General features: G+C 68.6%; 18 protein-coding genes. 10 read left to right on the top strand and 8 right to left on the bottom strand.

Annotated elements, in window-relative coordinates:
* From IPG50_19605 to IPG50_19595, 3 genes are all read left to right on the top strand, one after another.
* Entirely contained in the window at positions 1-1932 is a 1932-nt protein-coding gene (locus IPG50_19605; protein MBK6694389.1) for an ABC-F family ATP-binding cassette domain-containing protein, read from the top strand.
* Complete coding sequence (locus tag IPG50_19600) at positions 1929-2663, top strand: NrdH-redoxin (GenBank protein ID MBK6694388.1); 735 nt, start codon at positions 1929-1931, stop codon at positions 2661-2663. Before IPG50_19605 ends, IPG50_19600 begins: the two co-directional genes overlap by 4 nt.
* A 147-nt stretch (positions 2664-2810) precedes the next feature.
* Entirely contained in the window at positions 2811-3197 is a 387-nt protein-coding gene (locus IPG50_19595) for a hypothetical protein (GenBank protein ID MBK6694387.1), read from the top strand.
* Between the two features lie 20 nt (positions 3198-3217).
* Here IPG50_19595 and IPG50_19590 read toward each other — a convergent pair whose 3' ends face one another.
* From IPG50_19590 to IPG50_19570, 5 genes are read right to left on the bottom strand one after another with little or no spacing between them, the layout of a single operon-like run.
* Entirely contained in the window at positions 3218-3835 is a 618-nt protein-coding gene (locus tag IPG50_19590; GenBank protein ID MBK6694386.1) for a hypothetical protein, read from the bottom strand.
* A 38-nt stretch (positions 3836-3873) separates the two neighbouring features.
* The gene (locus IPG50_19585) at positions 3874-5430 is read right to left on the bottom strand and encodes a serine/threonine protein kinase (GenBank protein MBK6694385.1); all 1557 of its coding nucleotides are present in this window, start codon (positions 5428-5430) and stop codon (positions 3874-3876) included.
* 49 nt (positions 5431-5479) lie between these two features.
* On the bottom strand, positions 5480-6439 hold the full coding sequence (locus IPG50_19580; protein MBK6694384.1) for a hypothetical protein: 960 nt from the start codon (positions 6437-6439) through the stop codon (positions 5480-5482).
* Positions 6436-7269 (bottom strand): 16S rRNA (cytidine(1402)-2'-O)-methyltransferase, encoded by an 834-nt coding sequence (gene rsmI / locus IPG50_19575; GenBank protein ID MBK6694383.1) that lies wholly within the window; start codon positions 7267-7269, stop codon positions 6436-6438. The genes IPG50_19580 and rsmI overlap by 4 nt, the downstream gene beginning before the upstream one ends.
* Positions 7266-8453 carry an RNA polymerase factor sigma-32 gene (locus IPG50_19570; protein ID MBK6694382.1) on the bottom strand — a complete coding sequence of 396 codons (1188 nt, stop codon included), beginning with the start codon at positions 8451-8453 and terminating at the stop codon, positions 7266-7268. The genes rsmI and IPG50_19570 overlap by 4 nt, the downstream gene beginning before the upstream one ends.
* A 350-nt stretch (positions 8454-8803) precedes the next feature.
* Here IPG50_19570 and IPG50_19565 point away from each other — a divergent pair, with 350 nt between their 5' ends.
* From IPG50_19565 to IPG50_19535, 7 genes are all read left to right on the top strand, one after another.
* Positions 8804-9106 carry a KOW motif-containing protein gene (locus tag IPG50_19565; protein MBK6694381.1) on the top strand — a complete coding sequence of 101 codons (303 nt, stop codon included), beginning with the start codon at positions 8804-8806 and terminating at the stop codon, positions 9104-9106.
* Positions 9107-9292: 186 nt separating this feature from the next.
* Entirely contained in the window at positions 9293-11011 is a 1719-nt protein-coding gene (locus tag IPG50_19560; protein ID MBK6694380.1) for an ABC transporter ATP-binding protein, read from the top strand.
* Positions 11008-12903, top strand: a complete 1896-nt coding sequence (locus tag IPG50_19555; GenBank protein ID MBK6694379.1) for an ABC transporter ATP-binding protein — start codon at positions 11008-11010, stop codon at positions 12901-12903. Before IPG50_19560 ends, IPG50_19555 begins: the two co-directional genes overlap by 4 nt.
* Positions 12904-12955: 52 nt before the next feature.
* Positions 12956-14809 (top strand): PEGA domain-containing protein, encoded by a 1854-nt coding sequence (locus IPG50_19550; GenBank protein ID MBK6694378.1) that lies wholly within the window; start codon positions 12956-12958, stop codon positions 14807-14809.
* Positions 14806-16332, top strand: a complete 1527-nt coding sequence (locus IPG50_19545) for a hypothetical protein (protein MBK6694377.1) — start codon at positions 14806-14808, stop codon at positions 16330-16332. The genes IPG50_19550 and IPG50_19545 overlap by 4 nt, the downstream gene beginning before the upstream one ends.
* A 171-nt stretch (positions 16333-16503) precedes the next feature.
* Complete coding sequence (locus tag IPG50_19540) at positions 16504-18546, top strand: hypothetical protein (protein MBK6694376.1); 2043 nt, start codon at positions 16504-16506, stop codon at positions 18544-18546.
* 77 nt (positions 18547-18623) lie between these two features.
* Positions 18624-19385 (top strand): hypothetical protein, encoded by a 762-nt coding sequence (locus IPG50_19535; protein ID MBK6694375.1) that lies wholly within the window; start codon positions 18624-18626, stop codon positions 19383-19385.
* Between the two features lie 34 nt (positions 19386-19419).
* Here the strand turns inward: IPG50_19535 and IPG50_19530 are convergent, their stop codons facing one another.
* The 3 genes from IPG50_19530 to IPG50_19520 all read right to left on the bottom strand — a co-directional run bounded on the left by IPG50_19530 (position 19420) and on the right by IPG50_19520 (position 22335).
* Entirely contained in the window at positions 19420-20280 is an 861-nt protein-coding gene (locus IPG50_19530) for a hypothetical protein (protein MBK6694374.1), read from the bottom strand.
* Between the two features lie 148 nt (positions 20281-20428).
* On the bottom strand, positions 20429-21652 hold the full coding sequence (locus tag IPG50_19525; GenBank protein MBK6694373.1) for a hypothetical protein: 1224 nt from the start codon (positions 21650-21652) through the stop codon (positions 20429-20431).
* A gap of 107 nt (positions 21653-21759) precedes the next feature.
* On the bottom strand, positions 21760-22335 hold the full coding sequence (locus IPG50_19520; protein ID MBK6694372.1) for a hypothetical protein: 576 nt from the start codon (positions 22333-22335) through the stop codon (positions 21760-21762).
* Positions 22336-22852 lie beyond the last annotated feature (517 nt).

Below are 22852 nucleotides of genomic sequence, written 5' to 3'. Positions count from 1 at the left end.
ATGACGGTCCTTCAGGTCGCCGATCTTCGCTTTGGCTACGGCGCCGATCTCCTCTTCGAGGGGATAACGTTCAACCTCGCCATGGGGGAGCGCGCAGCGCTCGTCGCACCCAACGGCGCCGGCAAGTCCACGCTGCTTCGGCTCGTCGCCAAGGAGCTCCAAGCCGACAGCGGCGCCGTGGTCGTCGCAAAGGATGTTCGCGTCGGTTACTACCGGCAGTCGCACGAGCTCGCGGCGGAGGGCGACGTGCTCTCGGCGTTCCTCTCCGGCTACCGCGAGGTGACCGAGCTCCGTGCCGCCTTGAACGAGGCGTCGCACGCGGCCGCGAGCGGCGAGGCCCGCGATCTCGCCCGGCTCGCCGAGCTCCAGGACCGCTACCACCTGACGCACGGCGACGAGCTCGAGCGCGAGGTGTCGGTCATCGCCGCGCGGCTCGGCTTCTCCCAACGCGATCTCGAGCGGCCCGTCGCGTCGCTCTCCGGCGGCGAGCGCGGGCGATTGCACCTGGGCGTCATCCTGGCGCAGAAGCCTGATCTGCTCTTGCTCGACGAACCGACGAACCACCTCGATCTCGACACCATCTCGTGGCTGGAGGACTACCTGGGTCGCCTTCGCGCGGCCGTGCTGGTGGTGTCCCACGATCGCGCCTTCCTCGACGCCATCTCGAGCAAGACCTTCGAGCTGGGGACCCATGGCCTCCGCACGTACCCGTGCCGCTACAGCGAATACGTCGTCCTGCGTGCCGAAGACCTCGAACGTGAGCGGGCCCTCGTGTCGCGTCAGCAAGCGACGATCGCCAAGACGGAAGATTTCATTCGTCGGAACATCGCCGGGCAAAAGACGAAGCAGGCCCAGAGTCGCCGCAAGATGCTCGAGAAGCTCGACCGGCTCGAACGACCCGAAGACGTCTGGCAGGTCGCCGAGAAGGTGGCCTTTCGCTTCGCGCCGGCGGCGCGCTCTGGTGACATTGTCCTCGAAGCCAAGGGGCTCGCTGCGTCGCGCGGCGAACGCGAGCTCTTTCGCCCCTTCGATCTGCTCGTGCGTCGCGGCGAGCGCATTGGCGTCGTCGGCCCCAACGGCGCCGGCAAGACAACGCTCCTCAAGCTGCTCACGGGTCGCGGCGCGCCAACCGATCGCGGCACCGTGAAGCGAGGCACGAATCTCGAAGAGGGCGTGTTCGATCAGCACCTCGGCGAGCTCAATCGCGGAAACACCGCCGTCGAAGAGGTGCGACGCATTCGCGGCGACTTCACGGTGGAGGCGGCGCGCCAATACCTCGCGCGCTTTCGCTTCTGGGGCGACGATCCGCTGCGCGTCGTCGGCGGCTTCTCCGGCGGCGAGTGCGCGCGCCTCGCCCTCGCCAAGTTGCTGCTGGAGCCGCGCAATCTCTTGTTCCTCGACGAACCGACCAACCATCTCGACATCCCGGCGGCGGAAATCCTGGAAGAGTCGCTCGTCAGCTTCGAGGGGACGGTCCTCTTCGTTTCGCACGACCGACGCTTTCTCGAGAACGTGGCGACGCGCATCGTGAGCGTCCGCGATGGAGACGTGGAGATCTTCCCCGGCGGCTTCCGGGACTTCGTGCGCGCGCACGCGCCGCCGCCGCCGCCGCCGACGGCGGTGGTTCAAAAGGCGCGCCGCGAGAAGGAAAAGGTCGAGGCGCCCAAAGACGACGCCCAAAAACGCGCCGCCCACGAGGCCCAGAAGGGCGAAGCGCGGGAGCGGGAGCGCCGAACGAAGCGCGTGGGGGAGCTCGAACGCGCCATCGCCGAGAGCGAGAAGCTTTTGGGCGAGCTTCGTGCGAGGCTCAAGGAGGCCCCCGGTGACGATTGGGAGAAGCTCGCCAGCATGGCTCACGAAGAACAGGTTCTGGCTCGCAAGGTCGACTCGCTCCTGAATGAGTGGGCGCGCTTGTCCACGGAGGCTCCGTGATGCTTCAAGGCGCGCGTGATCTGCCTCTGTCTTGCGTGCGCGTGCTCACGCCTTGGCTCGTGTGCCTAGCGTTGGTAGCGACCTCGGCCTGCAAGAAGAGCGCAACCGAGAGCGCCGTCGACGCGGGCGACCCCATGGTGTCGGAGTCGCGCGACGACTTGGTGCTCGCGTACATGGATCAGGCGGGCGACTTCCACGTGGTGTCGAAGCCAAGCCAGGTGCCCGAGAAGGCGCGCGACATCGTCCGCGTCACGGACCCCACGCGAGAGCTCGGCGGCGAGCTGGTGTTCGTGAGCGATCTGCGCGACGCACGCCCCGACGGCTCGTACCCGGTTCGGATCATCAAGCGCTCCGTGCTGGAGGGCATGGCGCGCGAGCGGCGCGCTGGCCGCGGGCCCGCCGTCCCACAGACACCTCCAACGGCGCCTCCGCCCAACCTCAACCCGCGTGACACGCCACCGGTGGCCGCGGCGCAGCCCAACGGCGCGCCCGACGTCATCATTTATGGCGCCGATTGGTGCGGCCCGTGCCATCAGGCGGCTGCGTTCCTCAAGTCGAGGAACGTGCCTTTTGTCGAGAAAAACATCGAGTCTGACGCCGCCGCGGCGCGCGAAATGAAGGACAAACTCCGGCAGGCCGGCATTCGCGGCGGTTCGATTCCCGTGCTCGACGTCAGAGGAAAGATCTTGGTCGGCTTCTCCCAGGTGGCCGTCTCTCAAGCGCTTCGCTGACGCGCCGTTCTTCCGTTTGTCTCATGTGGGCTCCTTGCCTCATCTGGGCTCCTTGTCTCATCTGGGCCCCTTGTCTCATCTGGGATCGGGTGCTGCCATCTCGCGGCGCGCTCCTTTGCCACGTGTCAGGCTGATGGGAGTACTCGAATGCTCGAGCCGAAGAAGTTGTTCGGAGGAGCGATCCTCTTGGTTGCGACGGGCCTCCTGGCCGGCTGCGCGACGCCTGCGGGCCGCCATTGGGGGGCTCCGGCCCGTGCGTCGACGCCCCTCGGACACACCGTCTCGCACGGTGCGGTGACGCTCTACGGCGCCGAGTGGTGCGCGCCGTGTCACGACGCGGCGCTCTACCTAAAGGTTCGTGGCGTGAAGGTCGCGGTGCGCGACGTGGGGGGTGATCCGGTGGCGCAAGCCGAGATGCGCTCGAAGCTGGACGGCGCCGGGCTCGTCGCGTCGGCGATTCCTGTGCTCGACGTGAGCGGGAAGATCCTCGTGGGCTTCGATCCTAGGGCGCTCGACCGCGCGCTCCGTCAGTGACGCGGGCACTGCGCGCGCACTCACGGGCAGGAGAGCTCGGTCACACCGATCGAGAGGGTTTCGTACGCGACCCAGACGCGCGAACCGCGGGCGGCTGTGGCGTGCACGGCCCCGTCGACGTCCAGCGCCCCTCCTCTGGTCAAGAGTTCGTCGATGGGGCCCCGCGCGCGGCCGTAGCGAATCCGCTTGGTCGCCGGCTCACGCCACGCGGCGAAAAGCTCATCGTTGTTGCCGACGACCGCGAGCGTCTGCATTTCCGTGGGCATCGCGTTGGCTTCGTCGAACGCCGGGGCGCCGGGCGCGAGTCGCCGCGACTTCCACTGGCCGTCGCCGTTTCCCGAGAAGAGGAAGAACTCGTCGCCGCGCGCCGCCACGCGGATGGCGTCGTTGTCCTCCGTGAAGGTCGCGACCTCGGAGATCTCGCGCCCGGCGGAGAAGGTGAACGCGTGGATTTGCGCGAAGCTTCGGACGGCGACGACGGCTCGCGTGGGCGATGCAGCCGCCGCCACGCCGCGCAAAAATTCGCTCGCCGTCTTGGCGTCGTGGAGCAAGGCCCTCGCGTCGTACGTACCTTGCCCGTACAGCTGCGAGAGACGGACCTCGCTGCGCATCCCGCTCGGCGGTTGCGGTCGGCCCATCGTTACCGCGAACAGCGCGTCGCGAAACGCGAGGACGGCTAGATCGGTCGTCTCTTGCGCAACAGCCCGGCCCGAGCGCGGGCGGAACGGGCCCCTGGCGGCGCGAGGTTGGTCAACGCGAGAAAGGTCCGCGGCGGTTTGATTGCACTCTGCCAGGTGGAGGTCACGACGACCGGCTCATCGCCAAAGTCGCTGATGACGCTGCGCGTGTCGCCCTGGGATGGCACACCCGCGAGCTCGTAGCGGAACCGGTGCGCGATCTCCGAGCCGGGCGTCCTCGTCTCGAACATCCAAGTCTTGATCAACCCGTCTTCGCGCATCCATTGCGACACGACGGCGCCCGAGTCGGTGGCCGCGATCGAGCTCCGAAACGCCTGCCATGGGCTCGGATAGGACTGCGCGCCTCGCACGACACAGCCGGCCGCGCTGGCGCTGGCGCTAGGCAGCGGAGCGGCGGGCGGTGTCTTAGGGCCCAAGACGATCGACGCTGCCCCGAGGCCGCCGGCAGCGAGCGCGGCTCCGAGGCCGACGACGAAATACGTCGAGCGCCGCTTCGCGGCTCGCGCGGGCGTCGCCTCGCGCGGTTCGTGTCGCGTGGCGATGGCGTCAGCCGGGTCAGGCGGCGCGACGAGCGGCATCGGCGGCGGCAACGTGCGCGTGCTCTTCGGCGCGCCCGCGTTCGCGACGCTCCCGTCGATCGTGACGCCATCGAGCAGCGCGAGCGGTGCCGTCGTCGAAAACGGCGCAAGCGCCGCCCCTAACTCATGGGCGGTCGCAAAACGAGCCTCGGGCTTCTTCGCCAAACAGCGGAGCACGATGGCCTCGAGCTCTTTGGGAATTTCGGCCCGTCGCGCGCTCAATGGGGCCGGGTCCTCCTCGAGAATCATCGCGGAGAGCGCAGGCAGCGCGTCCGCCGCGAAGGGGCGCTCGCCCGTCAAGAGCTCGTAGGCGACCACGCCGAGGGACCAGACATCCGTCCGCGCGTCGACGTTTTTGGCGCTTCGGATTTGCTCCGGCGACATGTAGCGAGGCGAGCCGAAGACCTCGGTCGTGGCCGTCAGCTCCGTGGTGTCGCCGAATGCGTGCGTCGCCTTCGAGATGCCGAAGTCGAGCACCACGACGCGCTCCGCCCCATCTGCGTCGCGGGCAACGAACAGGTTTGATGGCTTGATGTCGCGGTGCACAAGGGAGGCCTCGTGCGCCGCGGAGATGCCTTCGCAGGCCTGACGTAGGGCCAAGGCAGCCATCGGCACGGGGAGTGCGTCACGCGAGGCGATGACGCGAGCGAGGTCGAAGCCCTCCAGACGCTCCATCACCATGAAGGGGGTGCCGTCGTGCGTGTCTGTGTCGAGGACGCGAATGGCGTGAGCGCTCTCGATCGTCGCCGATGCCCGAGCCTCCCGCAAAAACCTCGCGTGTCCCGTCGCCGTGTCGCTCAGGTGCGCGGAGAGAATCTTGATGGCAACGGGCGCGCCGCTCTTGAGGTCCGTCGCGGCGAAGACGATCCCCATGCCGCCCGCACCGAGGGCGCTCTCGATGCGGTAGCGGTCAGCGATGAGGTCGCCCGGCCGGATGCGCGTGCGAGCACCGCTCATGCGGTCGCAGCATACATCGAGGCCGTGCGCTCCGGCGTCGCCGGAAGCGCTATCGGAAGCAGAACGACCCGCCGGCGCGCGAGGCCTCGAGGACAGCGCCATGCGCCGCGGACCAAGGCTCGCTCGGAGAGCGGCTGATGAGCTTCACTCCGTCGCCGCAGGCGCGGAGGGGAACGGCGACGGCTCGCTGCGGCGTGCCGCCGGCGGGGCCCCGAAGGCTCACGTGCAGCGTGCGGAACGCCTCCATGTCGACCTGGCAGTCGCAGCGCTCAATGGCCGTCGGCAGGCGATTCGACCACTCTTCGCCCTTGGATGAGGGGTCAAGGTCCACGAGTGACGCAAGCTCGGTGGTGGCGGCGGCGCAGCGCGTGAAGAGCTTCTCCGCGTCGGTTGCCACGGTCACGGCCCTTCCCGATTGGGACACCGGCGCGGCCAGCGAGGGATCGCGTGAGCCCTCGTGAGAGCCTGCGCTGCGTCGCGGCACCGCGCTACGCGCCTCGAAGACGAAAACGAGCTCGTCGAAGCCAACCTTCTGCGACGCGGTGGTGAGGGCAACGACGGCGCTCCAAGGTGCGTCGGGTGGCAACGCGAGGCGCGGCACGACGCGACGTGGCGGCCGCCCGGGATAGAGCACGGAGTCGAGCTCGCGCCGCGCGCTCATGGCGCCGGAGAGCTTCTCGACGAGGGGCCCGGCTTCCGCGGCGCCGAGCGGAGAGCCGTCGATGGAGACTTCGCGTCCTACGAGCGTGAGCACCGGCCCATCATGGGCGAGGCGTCCCGACGGCACGTCGTCGGGCGCCGTCGGACGCACGAGCTTCGTGCCCGCGGGCAAGGGCGTCTCACCGGCCGCCTCGGCGTCGACAGAGGCGACGAAGCGTTGAAGCTCGGCTACTTGTTCGGCGCAGCTCGGGCCGCGCGCGCAGGCTTTGCATCCGTTGAGCGACGTCGCCGCGAGGAGCGCCATCGCCGCGCGTCGCGATGCGCGCCTAGGGAAGGCGGGCGGCCTCAAGAGCGACCCTTCTGCTTGCGCGCGACGACGCGCTCGTAGACGTCGCGCCTCGCGCGGCCGCTCCAGGCCGCGAGGCGCTCGGCGACGCCCTTGGCGTGACCGCCCTTCGCGAGCTCAGCGTCGATGCGTTCGTCGAGCGCGTCGTCGGTGACGGAGGCGCCGGGCCTGTCTTGTGCGCCGAGCACGAGCGTCACCTCGCCGAGCCACTCGCGCTCGAGCGCTGCCAGCTCCGCCAGGGTGCCGCGCGTGAACTCTTCATGCATCTTCGTGAGCTCGCGGGCCACGCAGGCGGGGCGTGTCGGTGCGATGGCCGCGAGGTCCTCAAGCGTCGCTCGGACGCGGTTCGGTGACTCGAAGACGAGGACGCACTCGGTCGCGCTCGCGACGCTCGCGAGAGCTTCGCTTCGTGACGTCCCTTCGCGCGGGAGAAAGCCCACGAAGCGGAACGCGCCGCCGCCGAGGCCGCTGCCCACGAGCGCTGTTAAGACGGCGCTCGGGCCGGGGATCGGCACCACGGTGACGCCGCGCACGATCGCGGCGCGCACCAGCGCGTCGCCGGGATCGCTGACGACGGGAGTGCCGGCGTCGGTCAAGAGGGCGATGTCTTGGCCTTCCTCGAGCAGCGTCGCCAGTCGCTCCACTTGCGCGTCTGTGGAGTGCGCGTGGAGCGAGACGACACGTTTGCCCGCGATGCCGAGGTGCTGCAAGAGCGCCATCGAGTGGCGCGTGTCCTCGGCAGCGACGCACGGCGCCTCGCGCAAGATGCGCACGGCGCGGAGCGTGATGTCCTCGAGGTTGCCGATGGGCGTCGCGACGACGTAGAGCGTCAAAGGACCTCGGTCGCGTCGCCCAACTCTTCGCTCAAGAACAGGCGGAGCTTCGTCGTGAGCCGCTGTTCGAGCTGCCTGACGCGCTCCCGCGAGATGCCGAAGCGATCGCCGAGCTCCTGGAGCGTGAGCGGCTCGTCGGCAACCAGTCGCTCGTCGAAGATCGCCAGGTCCTTCTCTTTGCCCTCAAGCGTGACGCGGAACTCGCCGAGCTTCGCCTTGAGGAGCGTCTGCATCTCCTCGCTAGCGGCGAGGGCCTCCGGGCCGTCGCCCGTCGCGGGCATCAAGTCGATGCGCGTCGTGGAGCTTCCGTCGGCGTCGCCAACAGGCGCATCGAGGGACTTTTCGCCGGACGCGAGCCGCACGTCCATCTCGGCGACCTCGTGCTCGGGGACGTCGAGCTGCTTGGCGATCTCGGCGTGCGTCGGATCGATGCCCATGGCTTGGAGCTCGGCGCGCTTCTTTCGGAGATTGAAGAAGAGCTTGCGCTGGACCTGCGTGGTGCCCAGCTTGACGAGCCGCCAGTTGTTGATGACGTAGCGAAGAATGTACGCGCGGATCCAGAGCGCCGCGTAGGTCGACAGCTTGACCCCGCGGTAGGGGTCGTAGCGCTTGACCGCTTGCATGAGGCCGATGTTGCCTTCTTGCACGAGGTCCATGATGTTCTTGTAGGCGCGCCGGTACTCGTAGGCGATCTTGACGACGAGCCTGAGGTTCGACGTCACGAGCATGGCGGCGGCGGCGGGGTCCTGCGTCGTTTGGAATCGGATCGCCAGCTCCTTGGTCGCTTCCGGCGTGAGGAGCGGGTGGCGCTGGACCTCGCGGAGGTACGCGGCCATCGGATCGAAGCGCGTAAGCGCGCCCTCGCTCTTGCTCGCCGGTGCCTCGATGACCTCATCGGTCTCGACGACCTCGTCATCGGCTGGCTCCGCGGCGCCCACGATGGCGTCGTCGTCGACGAGCTCGGCGTCGACGGCCTCCGGCTCGTCGTCTTCGCCGTCCGCTTCGCCGTCGCCGGCTTCCTCGTCGTCGTCTTCGACCGCGCCCTTCGCCGGTCGTGGCGCGGAGCGCGCGGACCGTTTGACGGGCGCCGCAACCACGGCCGTCGCCGGGGCCTCACCGCCCTCGGGAGTGGCGTCACGCCCGCTTTCGGCGTCGCCGCTATCGTTTCGTCGACCCTTGGCCACGGAAGGGACCGAATCTAGTAACGCAGAGGCCCGTGCACAACCCCCGGCACCCTCATCTGCGCCAAATGGCCCCGCCCGGCGCCGAACCCAGGCAAAGCCCCGTATGCCAGGGGCGCGCGGCCGGCCTTACGGCCGTTGACAACGCCGCCCGGGTCCGCCAAAAGTCCTTTTGCATCCTAGCGATCGACGAGCCCGGGAATCGCTCGACCACGACGTGGTTCCAAAGAGCGCCTCGGGTCTTCGGATTGGCTTTCGGATCGGTATCGGCCATGGCCACGTCTCGATCGAAACGCCCCAAAAGCAGAGGTTCCAAGGATGGCGGGCCTGAAAAGCCCGAAGAAGCGTCGCGGGTGCCCGACGCCGCCGACCCCGATCCCGCGGGCCGGCTCTTGCACCGGCTCCGCGCCCGTGAGCCCGGCTCAACGCCGCCGGGGCCGGCGGCGGCGGCGTTTCAGCCTGGGGCCCGCGTGAAGGTCTTGCGGGGGCCGTTCATGGGCAAGTCCGGCGTCGTGCAAGAGCTCGACGGTCGCGGCGGTGCGCGCGTGATGCTGGGGCTCCTGTCGGCCCGCATCGACGTCGGCGACCTCGTGAGCGCCGCCGATGGCGGGCGCGACAAGCCGACGCTCTCCTCCTCTCACCGAAAGCCCCGCTGACGTGCCCCGCTGCGGCTTGTCCGCGACCGGAGCGCATCGTTCGTGCTCGTGCGTGAGGCGGTCGTGAGCCAGGAGCCTCCGAGCGGCCCCGCGGCCGACGCCGAGACCTCGCTCGGCGCGCAGTTCCGTAGACACTTGCCGGCGTATCTCTTCGGCGCCGTCGTCTTGGCGGTGTTCCAGCTCTCGATGAACCGCATCGACTGGAAGTCGAAGCAGGCCATCGACCTCATCTTCAGCGATCACCCTGGCGACGCGTGGTGGCCTGCGGCGCTCATGCTCCTCTTGGCCGTCGTGGCCTTCGTGACGCGGGTCGCGAGCCGCTGGTTCATGTTCAACGCCGGCCGCGACGTCGAATACGACCTGCGGCGCCTCTTGCTCTCGCGGCTCCATAAGCTCGGTGCCGCGTTCTATCGCACGATGCCGGCCGGCGAGATCATGAGCCGCTCCAGCGGCGACTTGATGCAAGTGCGCCTCTTGTTCGGCTTCGGCATCCTCAACGTCGTCAACGTGGTCTTCGCCTTCGCGAGCGCGCTCCAGGTCATGCTCGCCGTCTCCCTGAAGCTCACGCTCGTGTCGTTCGTGGCGCTGCCCATCTTGGTCTTGACGACGCGCGGCTTCTCGCGCGGCTTCTACCTTCGCACCAAGGCCACGCAGGAGGCCTTGGGGCGCCTCAGCGAGGTGCTCCAGACGAACCTCGCCGGTGTGCGCGTCGTTCGGAGCTTCGCGCTCGAGGAGCGCGAGCTCGTTCGCTTCGACGTCGCGAGCCGGGCGTACCTGGAGGCCAGCCTCGGCCTCGCGCGGCTCCGCGGCTTCATGCAGCCCATCATGGGCGCTGCCAGCGCCGCCGGCATGCTCGTCTTCTTCTGGGTCGGCGGCTCGTTGCTCCTCAAGTCTCCCGCCGCGGGCGGCATCAGCAAGGGCGATTTCTTCGCCTTCTCGCAAGCGCTGACGCGCATGGCGTGGCCGATGATCGCGCTGGGCTTCTCGCTCTCGATCCTCCAGCGCGGTCGCGCCAGCTACGCTCGCCTGAAGGAGATCTTCGACGCCGTGCCCGAGGTGACGGACGGCTCGCGGCCGCGTCCCTTGGCGCCAAAGGGCCACGTCACGGTGAAGGCTCTCTCCTTCGCGTACGGCAAGCGCGTCGTCCTCGACGCCGTGTCCTTCGACCTGCCGCCGGGAAGGTCGCTCGCCGTCGTCGGGCGCACCGGCTCCGGCAAATCGACCCTCGCGATGCTTTTGGCGAGGCTCCTGCCGACGCCGCGCGAATCGGTGTTCCTAGACGGCATCGACGTGTGCGATCTGCCGGTGGAGTTCGTTCGCGGCACCGTGGGTTACGCGCAGCAAGACGCGTTCTTGTTCTCCACGACGGTGGCCAACAACGTGGGCTTCTCCGTCCCCGACCCCGATGAGGCGGCGGAGCGCGTCCGCGAGGCCGCCAGCGAGGCGCACGTGCTCGAAGAGATGATGTCCTTGCCGGACCAGCTCGACACCGTCGTCGGCGAGCGCGGCGTGCAGCTCTCCGGCGGGCAGAAGCAGCGCGTGGCCTTGGCGCGCGCGCTTGTGTCGGAGCCGCCGGTGCTCGTCCTCGACGATCCCTTGAGCGCGGTGGACGCGAAGACCGAGCGCGCCATCTTGGACGCGATCTCACGGCAAGCGGCGAAGCGCAGCGTCTTGCTCATCACGCACCGCGTGGCCGCGGCGGCCCGGTGCGATCGCGTCATCGTGCTCGATGCCGGTCGCATCGTCGACAGCGGCACCCACGACGAGTTGGTGACGCGCGGCGGACTCTACGCGGCCTTCGCCGAGGAGCAGCGCGTGGCCAACGAGATGGCCGAGCTCAGCCTTGAAGAGCCAAGCGAGACGCCGCCGCCCGTCAGCTCCGTGTCGGGAGGAGCTTCGCCGTGAGCGTCACCCCGAGGAAGGCCCCCAAGAAGGACTCGGCGCGACGCGCCGAGGAGCGTCTGCGCGCGTTCCACGAAGAAGGTGCCGTGGAGAAGACGCACGACCTTCGGCTCCTCTGGAACCTCTACCCCTTCGTGCGGCCGCACCGGTGGTTCCTCGTGCTCTCACTCGTGACGCTCCTCTTGCTGACGGGCCTTCGCCTGACGATCCCGGTGCTCATGGGGCGCGTCGTGGAGCGCGCCGGCGCCTCCGACCCGGAGGGCATCTTGCACACGGGCCTCATGCTCGCGGCGACCACCGTCGTGGTGCAGCTCTTGGCCTTCGGTCAGGTCTACAGCATGCAGGTCGTGGGCGCGCGCGCCATGGCCGATCTGCGCCTCCACGTCTTCAAGTTCCTCCACACTCGCAAGCTCGGCTTCTTCGACAAGACGCCTGTCGGCCGCCTCGTCACGCGGGCCACCAACGACGTCGACGCGCTCGGCGAGCTCTTCGCCTCGGGCGTGCTCAACGCCATGGGAGACTTCCTGCTCCTGCTCGGCATCGTCGTGATGATGCTCGTGCTCGATTGGCGCCTCTCGCTCATCGCCTTCGCTGCGCTGCCCATCGTTGGGCTCATCGTCAACGCCGTGCGAAAGCGCTCGCGGCAGGCCTTCCGCGACATTCGCACCAAGACGGCGCGCCTCAACGCCTTTCTCAACGAGCAGGTGAGCGGCATCGCCGTGGTTCAGGCCTTCGGCAAAGAGGCCTCGATGGCCGATGAGTTCGACGACATCAACCTCGCGTACCGTGACGCGAACAAGCGCGCCATCTACTACGAAGCGCTCCTCGACGCGGCCATCGAGATGGTGTCGACGCTGTGCATCGCGAGCGTCTTGTGGTGGGCCGGCGTGCACCGGCTCGGCGCCTTCGCCGTCTCCTTCGCGCTCGTCGTGACCTTCACGCAATACATTCGGCAGTTCTTCGAGCCCGTGAGCCTCTTGTCGCAGCGCTACACCATGTTGCAGTCGGCCATGTCCGGCGCCGAGCGCATCTTCGAGCTCTTGTCCGAGACGTCGACCGAGAAGGAGCCGACAGCCGCGGAGGCCGAACGCCCCCGGTCCAGCGACCGCGAGGAGGCCATCGCCCTCGAGCACGTCACCTTCGCCTACAAGGCCGGCGTTCCCGTGCTCCGCGAGGTCACGCTCACGGCGAAGCGCGGCGAGCGCATCGCGCTCGTTGGCGCGACAGGCTCCGGGAAGACCACCATCTTGGGCCTTCTCCTGCGCCTCTACGACGTGCAGGAGGGCGTGGTTCGCGTCTTGGGGCGCGACGTGACCGCAACGCCGCGGCGCGAGCTCCGCGAGCAGTTCTCCGTGGTGCCACAAGACGTCTTCTTGTTCGCGGGCACGGTGCTCTCGAACGTCGCCATGAGCGACGCCTCGCCGGATCGCAAGCGCGCGGCCTCCGCGCTCGAGCGCATCGGCGCCCTTGAGCTCTTCAAGAGGCGCGGCGCCGACGCCGGCGGCGGCCCTTCGGTCGATGCGTGGCTCGACGCGCGCGTCGACGAGCGCGGCGCGAATTTCAGCGCCGGCGAGAGGCAGCTCCTCGCCTTCGCGCGGGCCATCTACCGCGACGCGCCGATCCTCGTGCTCGACGAAGCGACGGCGAGCGTCGACTCGGACACCGAGGCGCAGCTTCAGAAGGCCTCGTTGGCCGTCATGGCGGGCCGCACCTCGCTCATCATCGCCCACCGCCTCTCGACGATTCGCGCTGCCGACCGCATCGTGGTCCTCCACAAGGGCCGCATCGTGGAGGTCGGCACCCACGACGAACTGATGCGGCAGGGCGGCGTCTACTCGCGCCTCTACCGGCTCCAGTTCGCCAGAGGCACCAAGGAAGAAGCGGCCGTCAGCTAGGGTGCGGCTGCGACGTTGACAAGGTTCAGCGAACTCCGTACCAACTTGCGCGATGCACAGGTTGGTGAGGGTCCTTTTTCTGTGCACCCTCGCGCTCGTCACCGCCGACCCCGCGTTGGCGCAGCGCCCCAAGGCGCCGGTCGCCGCGCCGATCAGGCCGAAGCCGCTTGCGGAATCTCTCGAGGGGCAAGCACGAAGCGAGTACCTCGCGGCCCGTGTTCTCTTTGACGACGGTGACTTCGCCACGGCTCTCGAGAAGTACAAGTCTGTCTACGGCAAAGCGAGCGACCCTCGTCTCCTCTGGAATCTCGCAGCGTGCCACAAGAACCTTCGACGCTACGCGCGCGCGTCGGTGTTGCTCCGCCAGTACGTGAAGGAGGGCGGAGCGCTGCTTACGTCGGAAGACATCAAGGAGGCGGAGGAACTCCTCAAGGTCATCGACGAGCTGACGGTGCCCGTCACCATCACCGTCAGCGAACCCGACGCCGAAGTGTTTCTGGAGGATGAGGCGATTGGGCGCTCCCCCTTCAAGGCCACCGTTCTCGTCGATCTCGGGCAGCGTCGTTTTCGCGTCCAAAAGGCGGGCTTTCGGCCCATCGTCTCTACCCACCAGATCGGACCCATCAAGGAAGTGACCTTCAAGTTGGAGCCGCAACGCGCGGGCCTCGAGCTGACCATTCCGCCGACGGCGCGCGCCACCCTCGACGGACAACCGCTAGGCCAAGGTCCCCGGATCGTGACGGGCGAGGTCCCGGTCGGGCCGCACACGCTCCGCATCGAGGCGCCGCAGATGCGCCCCTACCAGGGTGAGGTGGTGCTCGAAGACGGAAAGACGCGGACGCTCGCCATCGACCTCGAGCGCGACCTCACTCAGTTTGGCGAGGTACGCGTCGCGGTCGGATGTGCCGATCCGCGTATCCGGACGCCCGACGACGGCCTCGTCGTCTTCATCGACGACAGCACCGACTCGGCGTCGCCGTTGGGCGTGCGCATGCGCATCGAGGGTGGCCGCGAGGTCCCGGCCTACGTTCCGTTTACCGTCACGTCGGGTGCCCATCGCGTTCGCGTTCGCTTGACCGGCTGCGAAGAGCTCTCCATCGCCGTGACGCCGACGGCGGCTCAGCCCAGTGTCGTCACAGGCATGCTCCCGCCGACGAATCCGTGGTTCAACGCGACGCCGGCGGGAACGCCCGATGGCCTCCGTGTCAGCGCCGGCCTGTCCACCGGCACGATTGAATTCGCCAAGTTTGACCAACTCTTTTCGGCGTTGTCGACGGCGGAGCGCACTTCGGCGGGGCTCGCGCTCGCGGGGCCCAGCGTCTCCGGGGGCTTCGTCTGGCGTTGGTTCACCGCGCTGCTCGACCTCCGCTACCTGGTCGGCTCGTCGGCCGGCGGCGTCGGCGTTGCCTACGACGGAGCCGCGCCTGTCGCGAGACCCCTCGAGGCTAGCTTCTCGACCGCCGATCTCGGCCTCCGCGGCGGGCTCCGCGTTCCCATTCACTCGGCGACCTTTGGCTTGGGGGTCGGCGCCTCGACGGGCCTCTTTACCATCGACGCCGCAACCGAGAAGACGACGCACAGCTACACCAGGCCCTTCGGATGGGCCTCGCTCGAGGCCAAGCCGCTCTGCGACTTCGGCGTCGGCGTCGCGTTCTCAGGCGGCGCTGCTGTGATGGACTTCGATGAAGGGAGTCGCGCGGCGCGCGCGGCGCCGGGGCTCGACACGAGCACGCTGTTCCACGTCTCCTACGAGCCCAACGTCCTTTGCCGCAACACACGCGCGGGACGCTACCGCCTCGAAGCGGCCGCCGCAGCGTCGCCCACGGCTGCTGCGCCCACGTCGCCGCCGGGTACGAACCTCACCGCTTCGCCGCCGACGCCGGCGCAGACTGGAGAAGCACGATGAGCCGGAAGAGCGCCGCCGGCGCGGTGATGATCGCTCTCCTTGCGCTTCTAGCGGCAGCCTGCGAGACCGAGGTCGGTCCCCGTGAGTTCAGCCCAGAGCGCTCGCTTGTGCTGGGCACGACGGCCAACGTGGTCACGCGCATCGTGACCGACGAGGCCAACGCGTATTGGTTCGACAACACGGGCCGCATCTTCTCTTGCCCAAAGACGGGGTGCGGTGGGGCGCCGCAAGAGCTCGCGACGGCGGGCCCCGCCTGGCCCGCGGGCCAACCGGTCGACGCTCCGGCGGCGGCGGTCGCCGTGGAGGGCGCGCTCTTCTACCTCTTCGCCGGCGAACTGTATCGGTGTGCGAGCACGGGATGTGGCGGCCGCGCAAACGTCGTGCTCTTGAGCGCACACGCCCCTTTCGTCGACATGCGCCTCGTGGGACGCGAGTTGTTGCTGGCCACGGCCGATTCGACTTACCGCTGCCCGGCGAGCGACTGCAACGTGGCTACGCTGCGCATGGTCGTGGGCACGTGCCGCGTCGACACCGAGTGTCCGCAAGGGACGACGTGTGTCGGCGGCGTCTGCAGCGCGTGCACCAACACCTGCGCGAGCGGTCTGCCGTGCCTCGCCGGTCGATGCGTCGCTTGCGACGGCGACTATGGGACCGGTAGCCGAAGCCCCTGCGCGTCCAAGGATCGGCAGCGCTGCGTCAAGGGGGCGTGCGAGCCTTGCAGCGTCAGTAACTGCGCGCCCGGGTGCGCGCCGCAAGGACACTGTCCGCGATCGTGCACGGCGGCGTCGGATTGCACAGACGCCCGCGGTTGCTCGTCGCAATGTGCTGCGTCGACGTGCACAAACCCGGTCTGCATTCCGCAACCACCCGGCGAGAAGAGCAACGGCGACGCGTGCAAGCAGAGTCTCGAGTGCCGCTCCGGTAGCTGCGCCAAGGACGGTCGCTGCGGGCAGCTCGATGGCGAAGCCTGCTCGTCGGTCGGCCAGAATCCGTGTCGCAACGGCACTTGCTCCGTCGGCAAGTGTGGCGGTGAAGCTCCCAGCGGCTCCATCGCAGCTCACGGCGACACCTTCTACTTCCTCCGCGGGACCTCGCTCGTTGCATGCAGTCTCTCGTCTTGTGCCACGACCGAGCGCCTCGTGTCGCAGAGCGCCGGCGCCGACGCTCGCATCGCCCTCGCCGACGACGCGAACGTGCTGCTTTCGACCACCAGCGGTCTCCGTCGCTGCGTCCTGCCGGCGTGCGAGGGCGACTTGCCGCTGGTGACGGGGCCCGCGAGCGGCGTGGCGCCCGGTTTCGTCGGCGACGAGCTCGTCTACGGGGACGGGGCGGCAACCTTCGTGTGCCCGCGCGCTGGCTGCTCCGGTGCGCCCACCATGCTGCGGCCCGAGGCGATTGAGCCGCGTCTCGACAAGCCGTCTCCGTCTCGTCGCGTGGCTGCGGTGGAGCCCAGCCGCGTCGTGTGGGCGACGTCGAGCCTCTACGGCAACCCTGGCGCCACGGTCCTCGTGACGCCGCGCTAACGTGCCCTGCCGGTTGAGACCCGGTTAGAAAGTGAGCCCAGGGCCGCACGCGGAAACCGGATCGACGGTGCACCAGGTTCCGCAAATTACGGGGCGCCAAGGGGATCGGCGTCTTTGGGGCCTTCCCGGCGCTCGGCTCGCGTCGGCACGCCCGCTGCAGCTCGCCCGAACATGTCTTCCTTTCGCACCCTTTCCTGGATCGCCGCGGTCTCGCTGGCCGTCGGTCTAGGCGCCTGTTCCAGCGAGCCCGAAGCCGAGGAGGACCCCGCCTCGGAGGACGAGCTCGTCCTCAGCACCCTGGCCGACGACCCCATCGCGGTGCCGCCCGTCGGAACGGTCCTGACGCAGCTCGCGCAGCCCAAGCTCGTAGCCGCGCTCGAGGCCGCGGGTCTTGCCCTGCCGGTCCATCTCGGCGCTTCGGGAAGAAGCACGACGAACGACAAGCTCCTGGGTCTCCCGCTCTACAAGTTCATCGCCGACGACGTCGCGGCCGATCTCGACCTGGCCCGTCAGCGCGATCCGAAACTCAGTACGCAAGTCGCCAACGGCGTCACGCGCATCCTTGACAAGGGCTGGATGCGCGCGCCCTACGCGAGCTTCGAGCTGATGAGCGTCGTTCCTCGCTTCGACCGACTCCCCTTGGTTGGCGAAGGCAGCTGCGGTGAGGTTCGCTTTCTCTACCGCCTCGCGTACACGCACCAGAAGAAGGATCCGACGGATATCTCGTATTCGCGTCTGCCGGTCGTCTTGAACGTCGTCTACGACGTGCCGCGCGCCACCGCCGGCGTCGGCGAGTGCGCGAAGGCCGCCGCCGCGTGGCGTGTGCCCGCCGGCGTGACGGAGGAGAGCGCCTACGTGAGCTACCTCGCGAAGGACCTCCTCGCCGTGTCGAAGCTTCGCTTTCGTCAGCTCGAGCTCAACGCCCAATTGATGCGGGTGCCGTCGGAGACGAAGACCGACATGGGCGGCGCCGCCGAATACGCGCTTCGCATCTACGGCCTGCGCGAGGGTACCCCGGGGCTCTTTCCGCTCGAGAACACGCCAGACGTGGCCCGCATCGAAGCCGACGCCCCGTTGAAGGCGGAGCTTGCCACCTACCTGCGCGAGCACGTTCAAGAGATCGACACCGGCACGCTGAAGCTGCCGGAGAAGTTCCTTGCCACGAAAGCCAGCGCCTTTTCGACCTTCGGCTCGGCCCGCCTCGCAAACAAGCCCTTCACGAGGCTCTTCTGGGATGCACAACAGAAGGTGGCGCCGGCGCTCACCGAGGCGTCGCTGGCGAACACGCGCTACGTCGGTAACCTCGCGGGGCTCGTTGCGCGCCTCGACGACATGACGTGCCAGGGTTGCCACCAAGGAGGCCGCGGCGTCGCAGGCTTTCACGCCCTCGGCGAAGACTCGCTGGCTCGCTCGCACGTGCTCAACGTGAGCCGCCTCGGCAACTCGCCGCACCTGCAGGCCGAGCTCGCGCGCCGTGCCGGCGTCATGAAGGAGCTCGCCACCGGCGCCGAGCCGTCGTCGTTCAGGCCCGCGTCGTTCGCCGCCGCCGACGGACGTGCGCCGCGCGGCGCGCCCTGCTTGATGGAGTCGTCGGTGTCGGCGTTCAAGACGCCCATGGGCTGCGCCGCGGGGCTCCAGTGCACGTCGCTGGCGGCGAACGCTCGCTTGCCCATCCAGCTCGGTCAGTGCCTCCCCGCGCTCGCCGGCGCGGGGAAGCGCGCGACGTACGCGCACGAGTTCGCGGGGCTCCCGTGCCTGGCGGGCACCGTCACAGACAACGTCGCCAATCCGATGCACGACGCGCTGCAGACGAGCACCTTCGCGTGCCGCGACGCGACGGGGGAGGCCGGCTACGCGTGCCGACCCGCGAGCATCGGCGTACCCGGTGGGCTGTGCACGCGCCTCTGTGCCTCGGGCAACACGCCCTTCGACAAGGACAACGAGCTCTGCGCCTATGCGGGTGGCAAGGAATTCGACGAGTGCGCTGGCAAGAACGACTTCTCGACATGCCTGGCGGGCGCCATCAAGGCCGGCCTGCGCGAGGCGTGCGACGAGTCGGCGCCGTGCCGCGAAGACTACATTTGCCAGCGGTTCATCAAGGCCCGCAAGACGCCGCCGGAAGCACCGGCGAGCGGCAAGGGCTACTGCGTGCCGACGTATTTCCTCTTTCAAGTGCGCGCCGACGGTCACCCGAATCCGACGCCCGTTCGCTGACGAAGAGAGTAGGTCGCTTCGTTGGTTGGTGATCGGCAGCGCTCTGAATAGCGGGGCTGCCGCCGCGTCCATCCGCCATGCGTTTCGCTCGCGCGCAGGCGGCCCGATTTGCCATGGGCCTCGCCGCCGCCTTGGGAGGCCTGACGACGGCAACCGCTTCATCGGCCGAGCAGCCTCGCGAGGAAGCCGTGACATGGGAACGCGGTGCGCTGGTCAAGGCGGAGACCCGCGAAGCGCCGGCGCTTGCGCCCGACGCCACGGCTCGCGAGATCCTGACGGGCCCGGCGCTCGTCGCGAACCGGTCCCGCGAACTCACCGTCGTCGTCGGCGCGCTCGGTGCGCCGGCCTACGGCACCATGGGGGCCGTCCTCTACGACAAGTCCCCGGGCGCGGGCGTCGGATTCATCGGCGCCGGCGCTGCCGCCGGCGCGGTCCTCGTCGGGGCGCTAGCGGCGCCGACGCTCAACGACGTGCGCGCTGTCGTCGCCTCGGGTTCCACCGGTGAGGACTCGGCAGTGTCGCCGGGGGACATGTCACGAAGCCTCGACCGACTCGTCGCGCGCGAAAGGACGATTCGAAAGATCACCAGCGGCGTCGGCATGGCGGGCGCCGCAACGGCCATCGTGGGCGCCGTCGCAACCGTCTCCGAGCACCGGGACATGGCGGCGTTCCTCGGCCTCGTCGGCGCCCTGCACGGCACGCTGGCCGTACACGACTGGGTCACGCCCTGGGAGATCGAAGCGCGTGCGGAGAAGGCGAGCGCGTCGCGTTTGACGCTCTCAGCGGCCGTCGCGCCGACGGCGGGCGGGGTCGTCGCGGCCGTGTCAGGGCAGTTCTGACCGCCGTTGCGCCCATTCTCTGGTCTCCGGGCGCCTACTCGGTCCCGCAAACGGGGAAGCGCCGCGGGAAGCGTTCTTCCGTCGGCGTCATCCAGCCGTGGGTGGGTCTCTCGCTGGCATCCTCCCGCACCATTTGCCTGGCGAGCCACGTTGGCGCTTGGCCCGCAGGCACAAGGGAAGCGATGTCGACGTTGAGGTCGTAGCGCAAGGCGCCTTCGAGCGCCGCCGCGTGGCACGTGTCGGGCGTCGCCGTGGATTTCGTGAAGAAGCACTCCGTCAAGAAGGCGCGGTACTCCTCCACGAACGCCTTCTCGGGCGCGATCACGTGCGCCGAGTAGTCCGAGAAATAGGCGCAGTCGGTGTGATTGAGTACGTGGTTGACCTCGTGGACGAGCGTTGACGCCAGCTCGGTGACGACGGTCGCTTCGTTGAGTGCAAAATACAGTCGATTGCCAGAGGTGTAGCCCAAGACTGCCTCAACCACGCCAGCGGTCAACGAGGGGTCATCGCCCCAAGTGTCGTCGTCGAGTCGTGGTGCCGAGCCGGTCGCGCAAGCGGAATGGCCGAGCCCCTTGCACATCCGCCAGCGGTCGAAGCCGCGAGAGTCCGCGAGCGAGCCGAGCTTCACGTGCCCCGAGCGAATCGTCCGGAGCGTCTCGGCCGCGAGGGCCCGCTGCTTGGCGGCGGCGCCGTTTGCCGCGACGCGCTCGAGCTCCGAGATGGCCGCTACGATCTTGCTCCGGGCCACGTCGGCGAGCGGCCGCGCTGCGCTGACGTCCACGAAGGCGCGTCCCACGATCGGATCTGCGGTGCTCGCGCCTTCCTGGGGCGTGCTGCATGCCGAGAGGGTTGCGAGGGTTGCCGAGAGGATTGCGGTGAGCCGAGTCGGGAGCATGCGCGACGTGCTGCATGTCGCGGGCCAATGGCGAGCGCTGGAAGAAGCCTCTGGCGGGCGCTGTTCTGCCCGATTTGACCCATGGCGTCCGCTCAAACTGCGCAATGAGAGGTGGAGCGGGTGGGGGCGGTGCTGCCCATCGCGCTGGCTACCCGCCGGATGGCCTTCGGCCTCTCCACACTTCGAAGTCGTCCCACCAGACCTCCATCGCCGCGCCCTTGCTCGTGAAGTGTTCGATGAGCGCCGCCGACGTGTAGAGCTTGAGGGGATTTAGGTGACTGAGACCGTCGGGCGAGGGATCGCTCGGGTGATGCGTGAAGTTGTGGACGTCCAACAGCACCTTCGTCGCGCCGCCCTCCGGTGTGACAGCGAAGTAGAACCGACCCGCAGCGCCGTTGCCCTCCTTGAAGTAGGTGTCGAGGCGCAGCCATTGACCGGTGGGGATGGGGAACGACGTGTCGGCGGCCTCCCAGACGGACGTCCACTTTTCCTTGCCAGCGTCGGTCACCTCAAGGGTTTGCCCGTGCGCTTCGAAGAAGAGGTCGCTCGGGACGGAGGCGCTCGGCTTTCCGATGTTTAGCGAGATGCGAAAGGGGAAGGGCTCTTTGGTCCAACCGCCGTTGTTCCAGAACTCCGCCAGGGTCAGCCAGTCGCTCTTCGCAGGATACGTGCGGTAGGCATCAAACGAGGCCGGGAGGAACAGCCGCGTCGACACGAAGAGCTCGCGGAGGCCGCTGTTGCCGTACACGGACATCTGAATCCGTCCCTTGTGGGGCGACGTGACGTTGGCCTCCGGGAGCCAATACTGGAGCACATGGTTCAGCGGGCGGCCGGGCTCGGTGATGACGTTCGCCTTTCGCTGCGTCGCAGTGCCTTCTTCATAAGCAATCGCCACCGAACCGATGCCCGGCGCGTTCTCGAAGTCCGCGACCCAATTGTTGGGGCCGGCCTTCGTCGGATCTTCCCCGACGACGCGGTCGTTTTGCGCGTTGGCGGCAACGACCGCGACGGTGCCCTCGAAGCCCGAGTGGAACAGGAGGGCGCCCGCGTCGGAGCCGGCGTCGGTGGCGAATCCCGCATCGAGGATCGGGCCGCCATCGCCGGCCTCGAGGCTCGCGTCGAAGGCGGCGTCGCCCCCGCCGCCGCTCGCGTCTCCTGCCTCGGCGAGGGCCGCGTCGGCGCCTGCACCGTCGACGCGTGCCTCCTCGAGGCCCGCGTCGCTGACCGCCGGCTCACCGCCGTCTGCGCGCCGATCGGAGGGCAACGCTCCATCGGCCTTGTCCTCTTCGGCGAGCTGCCCCGTGCCGGTGCCGCCGCAGCCCCAATAGACCAGCGCGAGGGTCCACGCGATGAGCCGAGACGTGCGGTGCATGGGGGCTCCACTGAGAGGCCTTGGGCGCGACGACACGTTGGGGCACCTTGACGCAAGCGCTTGGTGCTCGGGCGTGTCGGCGTCGCCGCGGCTCAAGCTCCGCGACATCACGGTCGGCATTCGAAGCCGACGCAGCCGTTCGCGTCGAGCTTCTGAACCCACGTGCCTTGGCACGCGTCGGCGGGCGGGAGCATCACCTGCGGGCACGCCGTGGCCGCGACGCATTCGAAGTTGGGGCAACCGTTGGCGTTGAGCTTCTGGACCCACACACCCTGGCACGAGTCCGGGGACGGAAGCGCGATGGGTGGGCAAGGTGGGTTCGGGACGCAAGCGAATCCCCTGACGCAGCCGTATTGATCCCTCTCCGGGACGAACTTGCCGTTCGGGCACTGGCTCTTCTCGGGGATCATCACCACCGGGCAGATCGGTGGTTCGACGCATTGGAAGCTGCGAGTGCAGCCGGCGTCGTCCTTCTGGGGGACGAACTGCCCGTTCGGGCAGTCGCACTTCGGCGGAAGCATGACCTCGGGGCACTCAACGCCACCTCCGCCGCCGTCAACGTCCTGATCCGTGCCGGCCACGCCCGATGAGACCGACCTGTCCTTCGCATCAGGGCCACTGCCGCTGCAAGCGGCGAGCGAAAGAGCAGTGAGGAGGTAGGAGAAAGTGCGAAGGATGGTCATGCGGAGCCTCTTTTCGGGGTGGAGGAGGGAGCGGCTTTGGCGAGCCCAGGGCCACTCGCGGTCGCTTGTTCTGTTTGTTGGCCACCACGCGCTCGTTTCGTTGGAGCGGAGAAAAAATCGTTGGAGCGGAGCAGAAAACGGCAGGCGCCGGCGTGCGAGAGAGAGCTCCCGCGAAAGAGGTTGCTCGGTGGCCCCGACACGCTCCTCTGGCGCGCAGAGCGAAACCTGCGCTCCGTCGGATGTGTCGAGCTCGCAGACGCCGTCGGTCGAGAGAGCGCGCGTCGCGCCGGCGAGGGGCAAAGGCAGCCCGATTTGGCGCTCGACCTCGCAGAGGTCCCGCTGCTGGCGAAGTCCGCTGAGGATGCGACCGATGACGACTTCGCCGGCCGCTGCGCTCAAGCTCGTCCCGTCGCTCGACGAAGGGCAGAGGAAGCGGCTGCTCGATTGGGCCTACCGGGCCGTAGGCGACAGCCGCGAACGCGGCTACGCGGAGTTTCGTTCTCGCTTGTCCGTACTC

Source organism: Myxococcales bacterium (genome assembly GCA_016703425.1).
Classification (GTDB): Bacteria; Myxococcota_A; Polyangia; order Polyangiales; family Polyangiaceae; genus JADJCA01.
The sequence above is the reverse complement of the archived record's forward strand: the minus strand, read 5'-3'. Positions and strand labels throughout refer to the sequence as shown.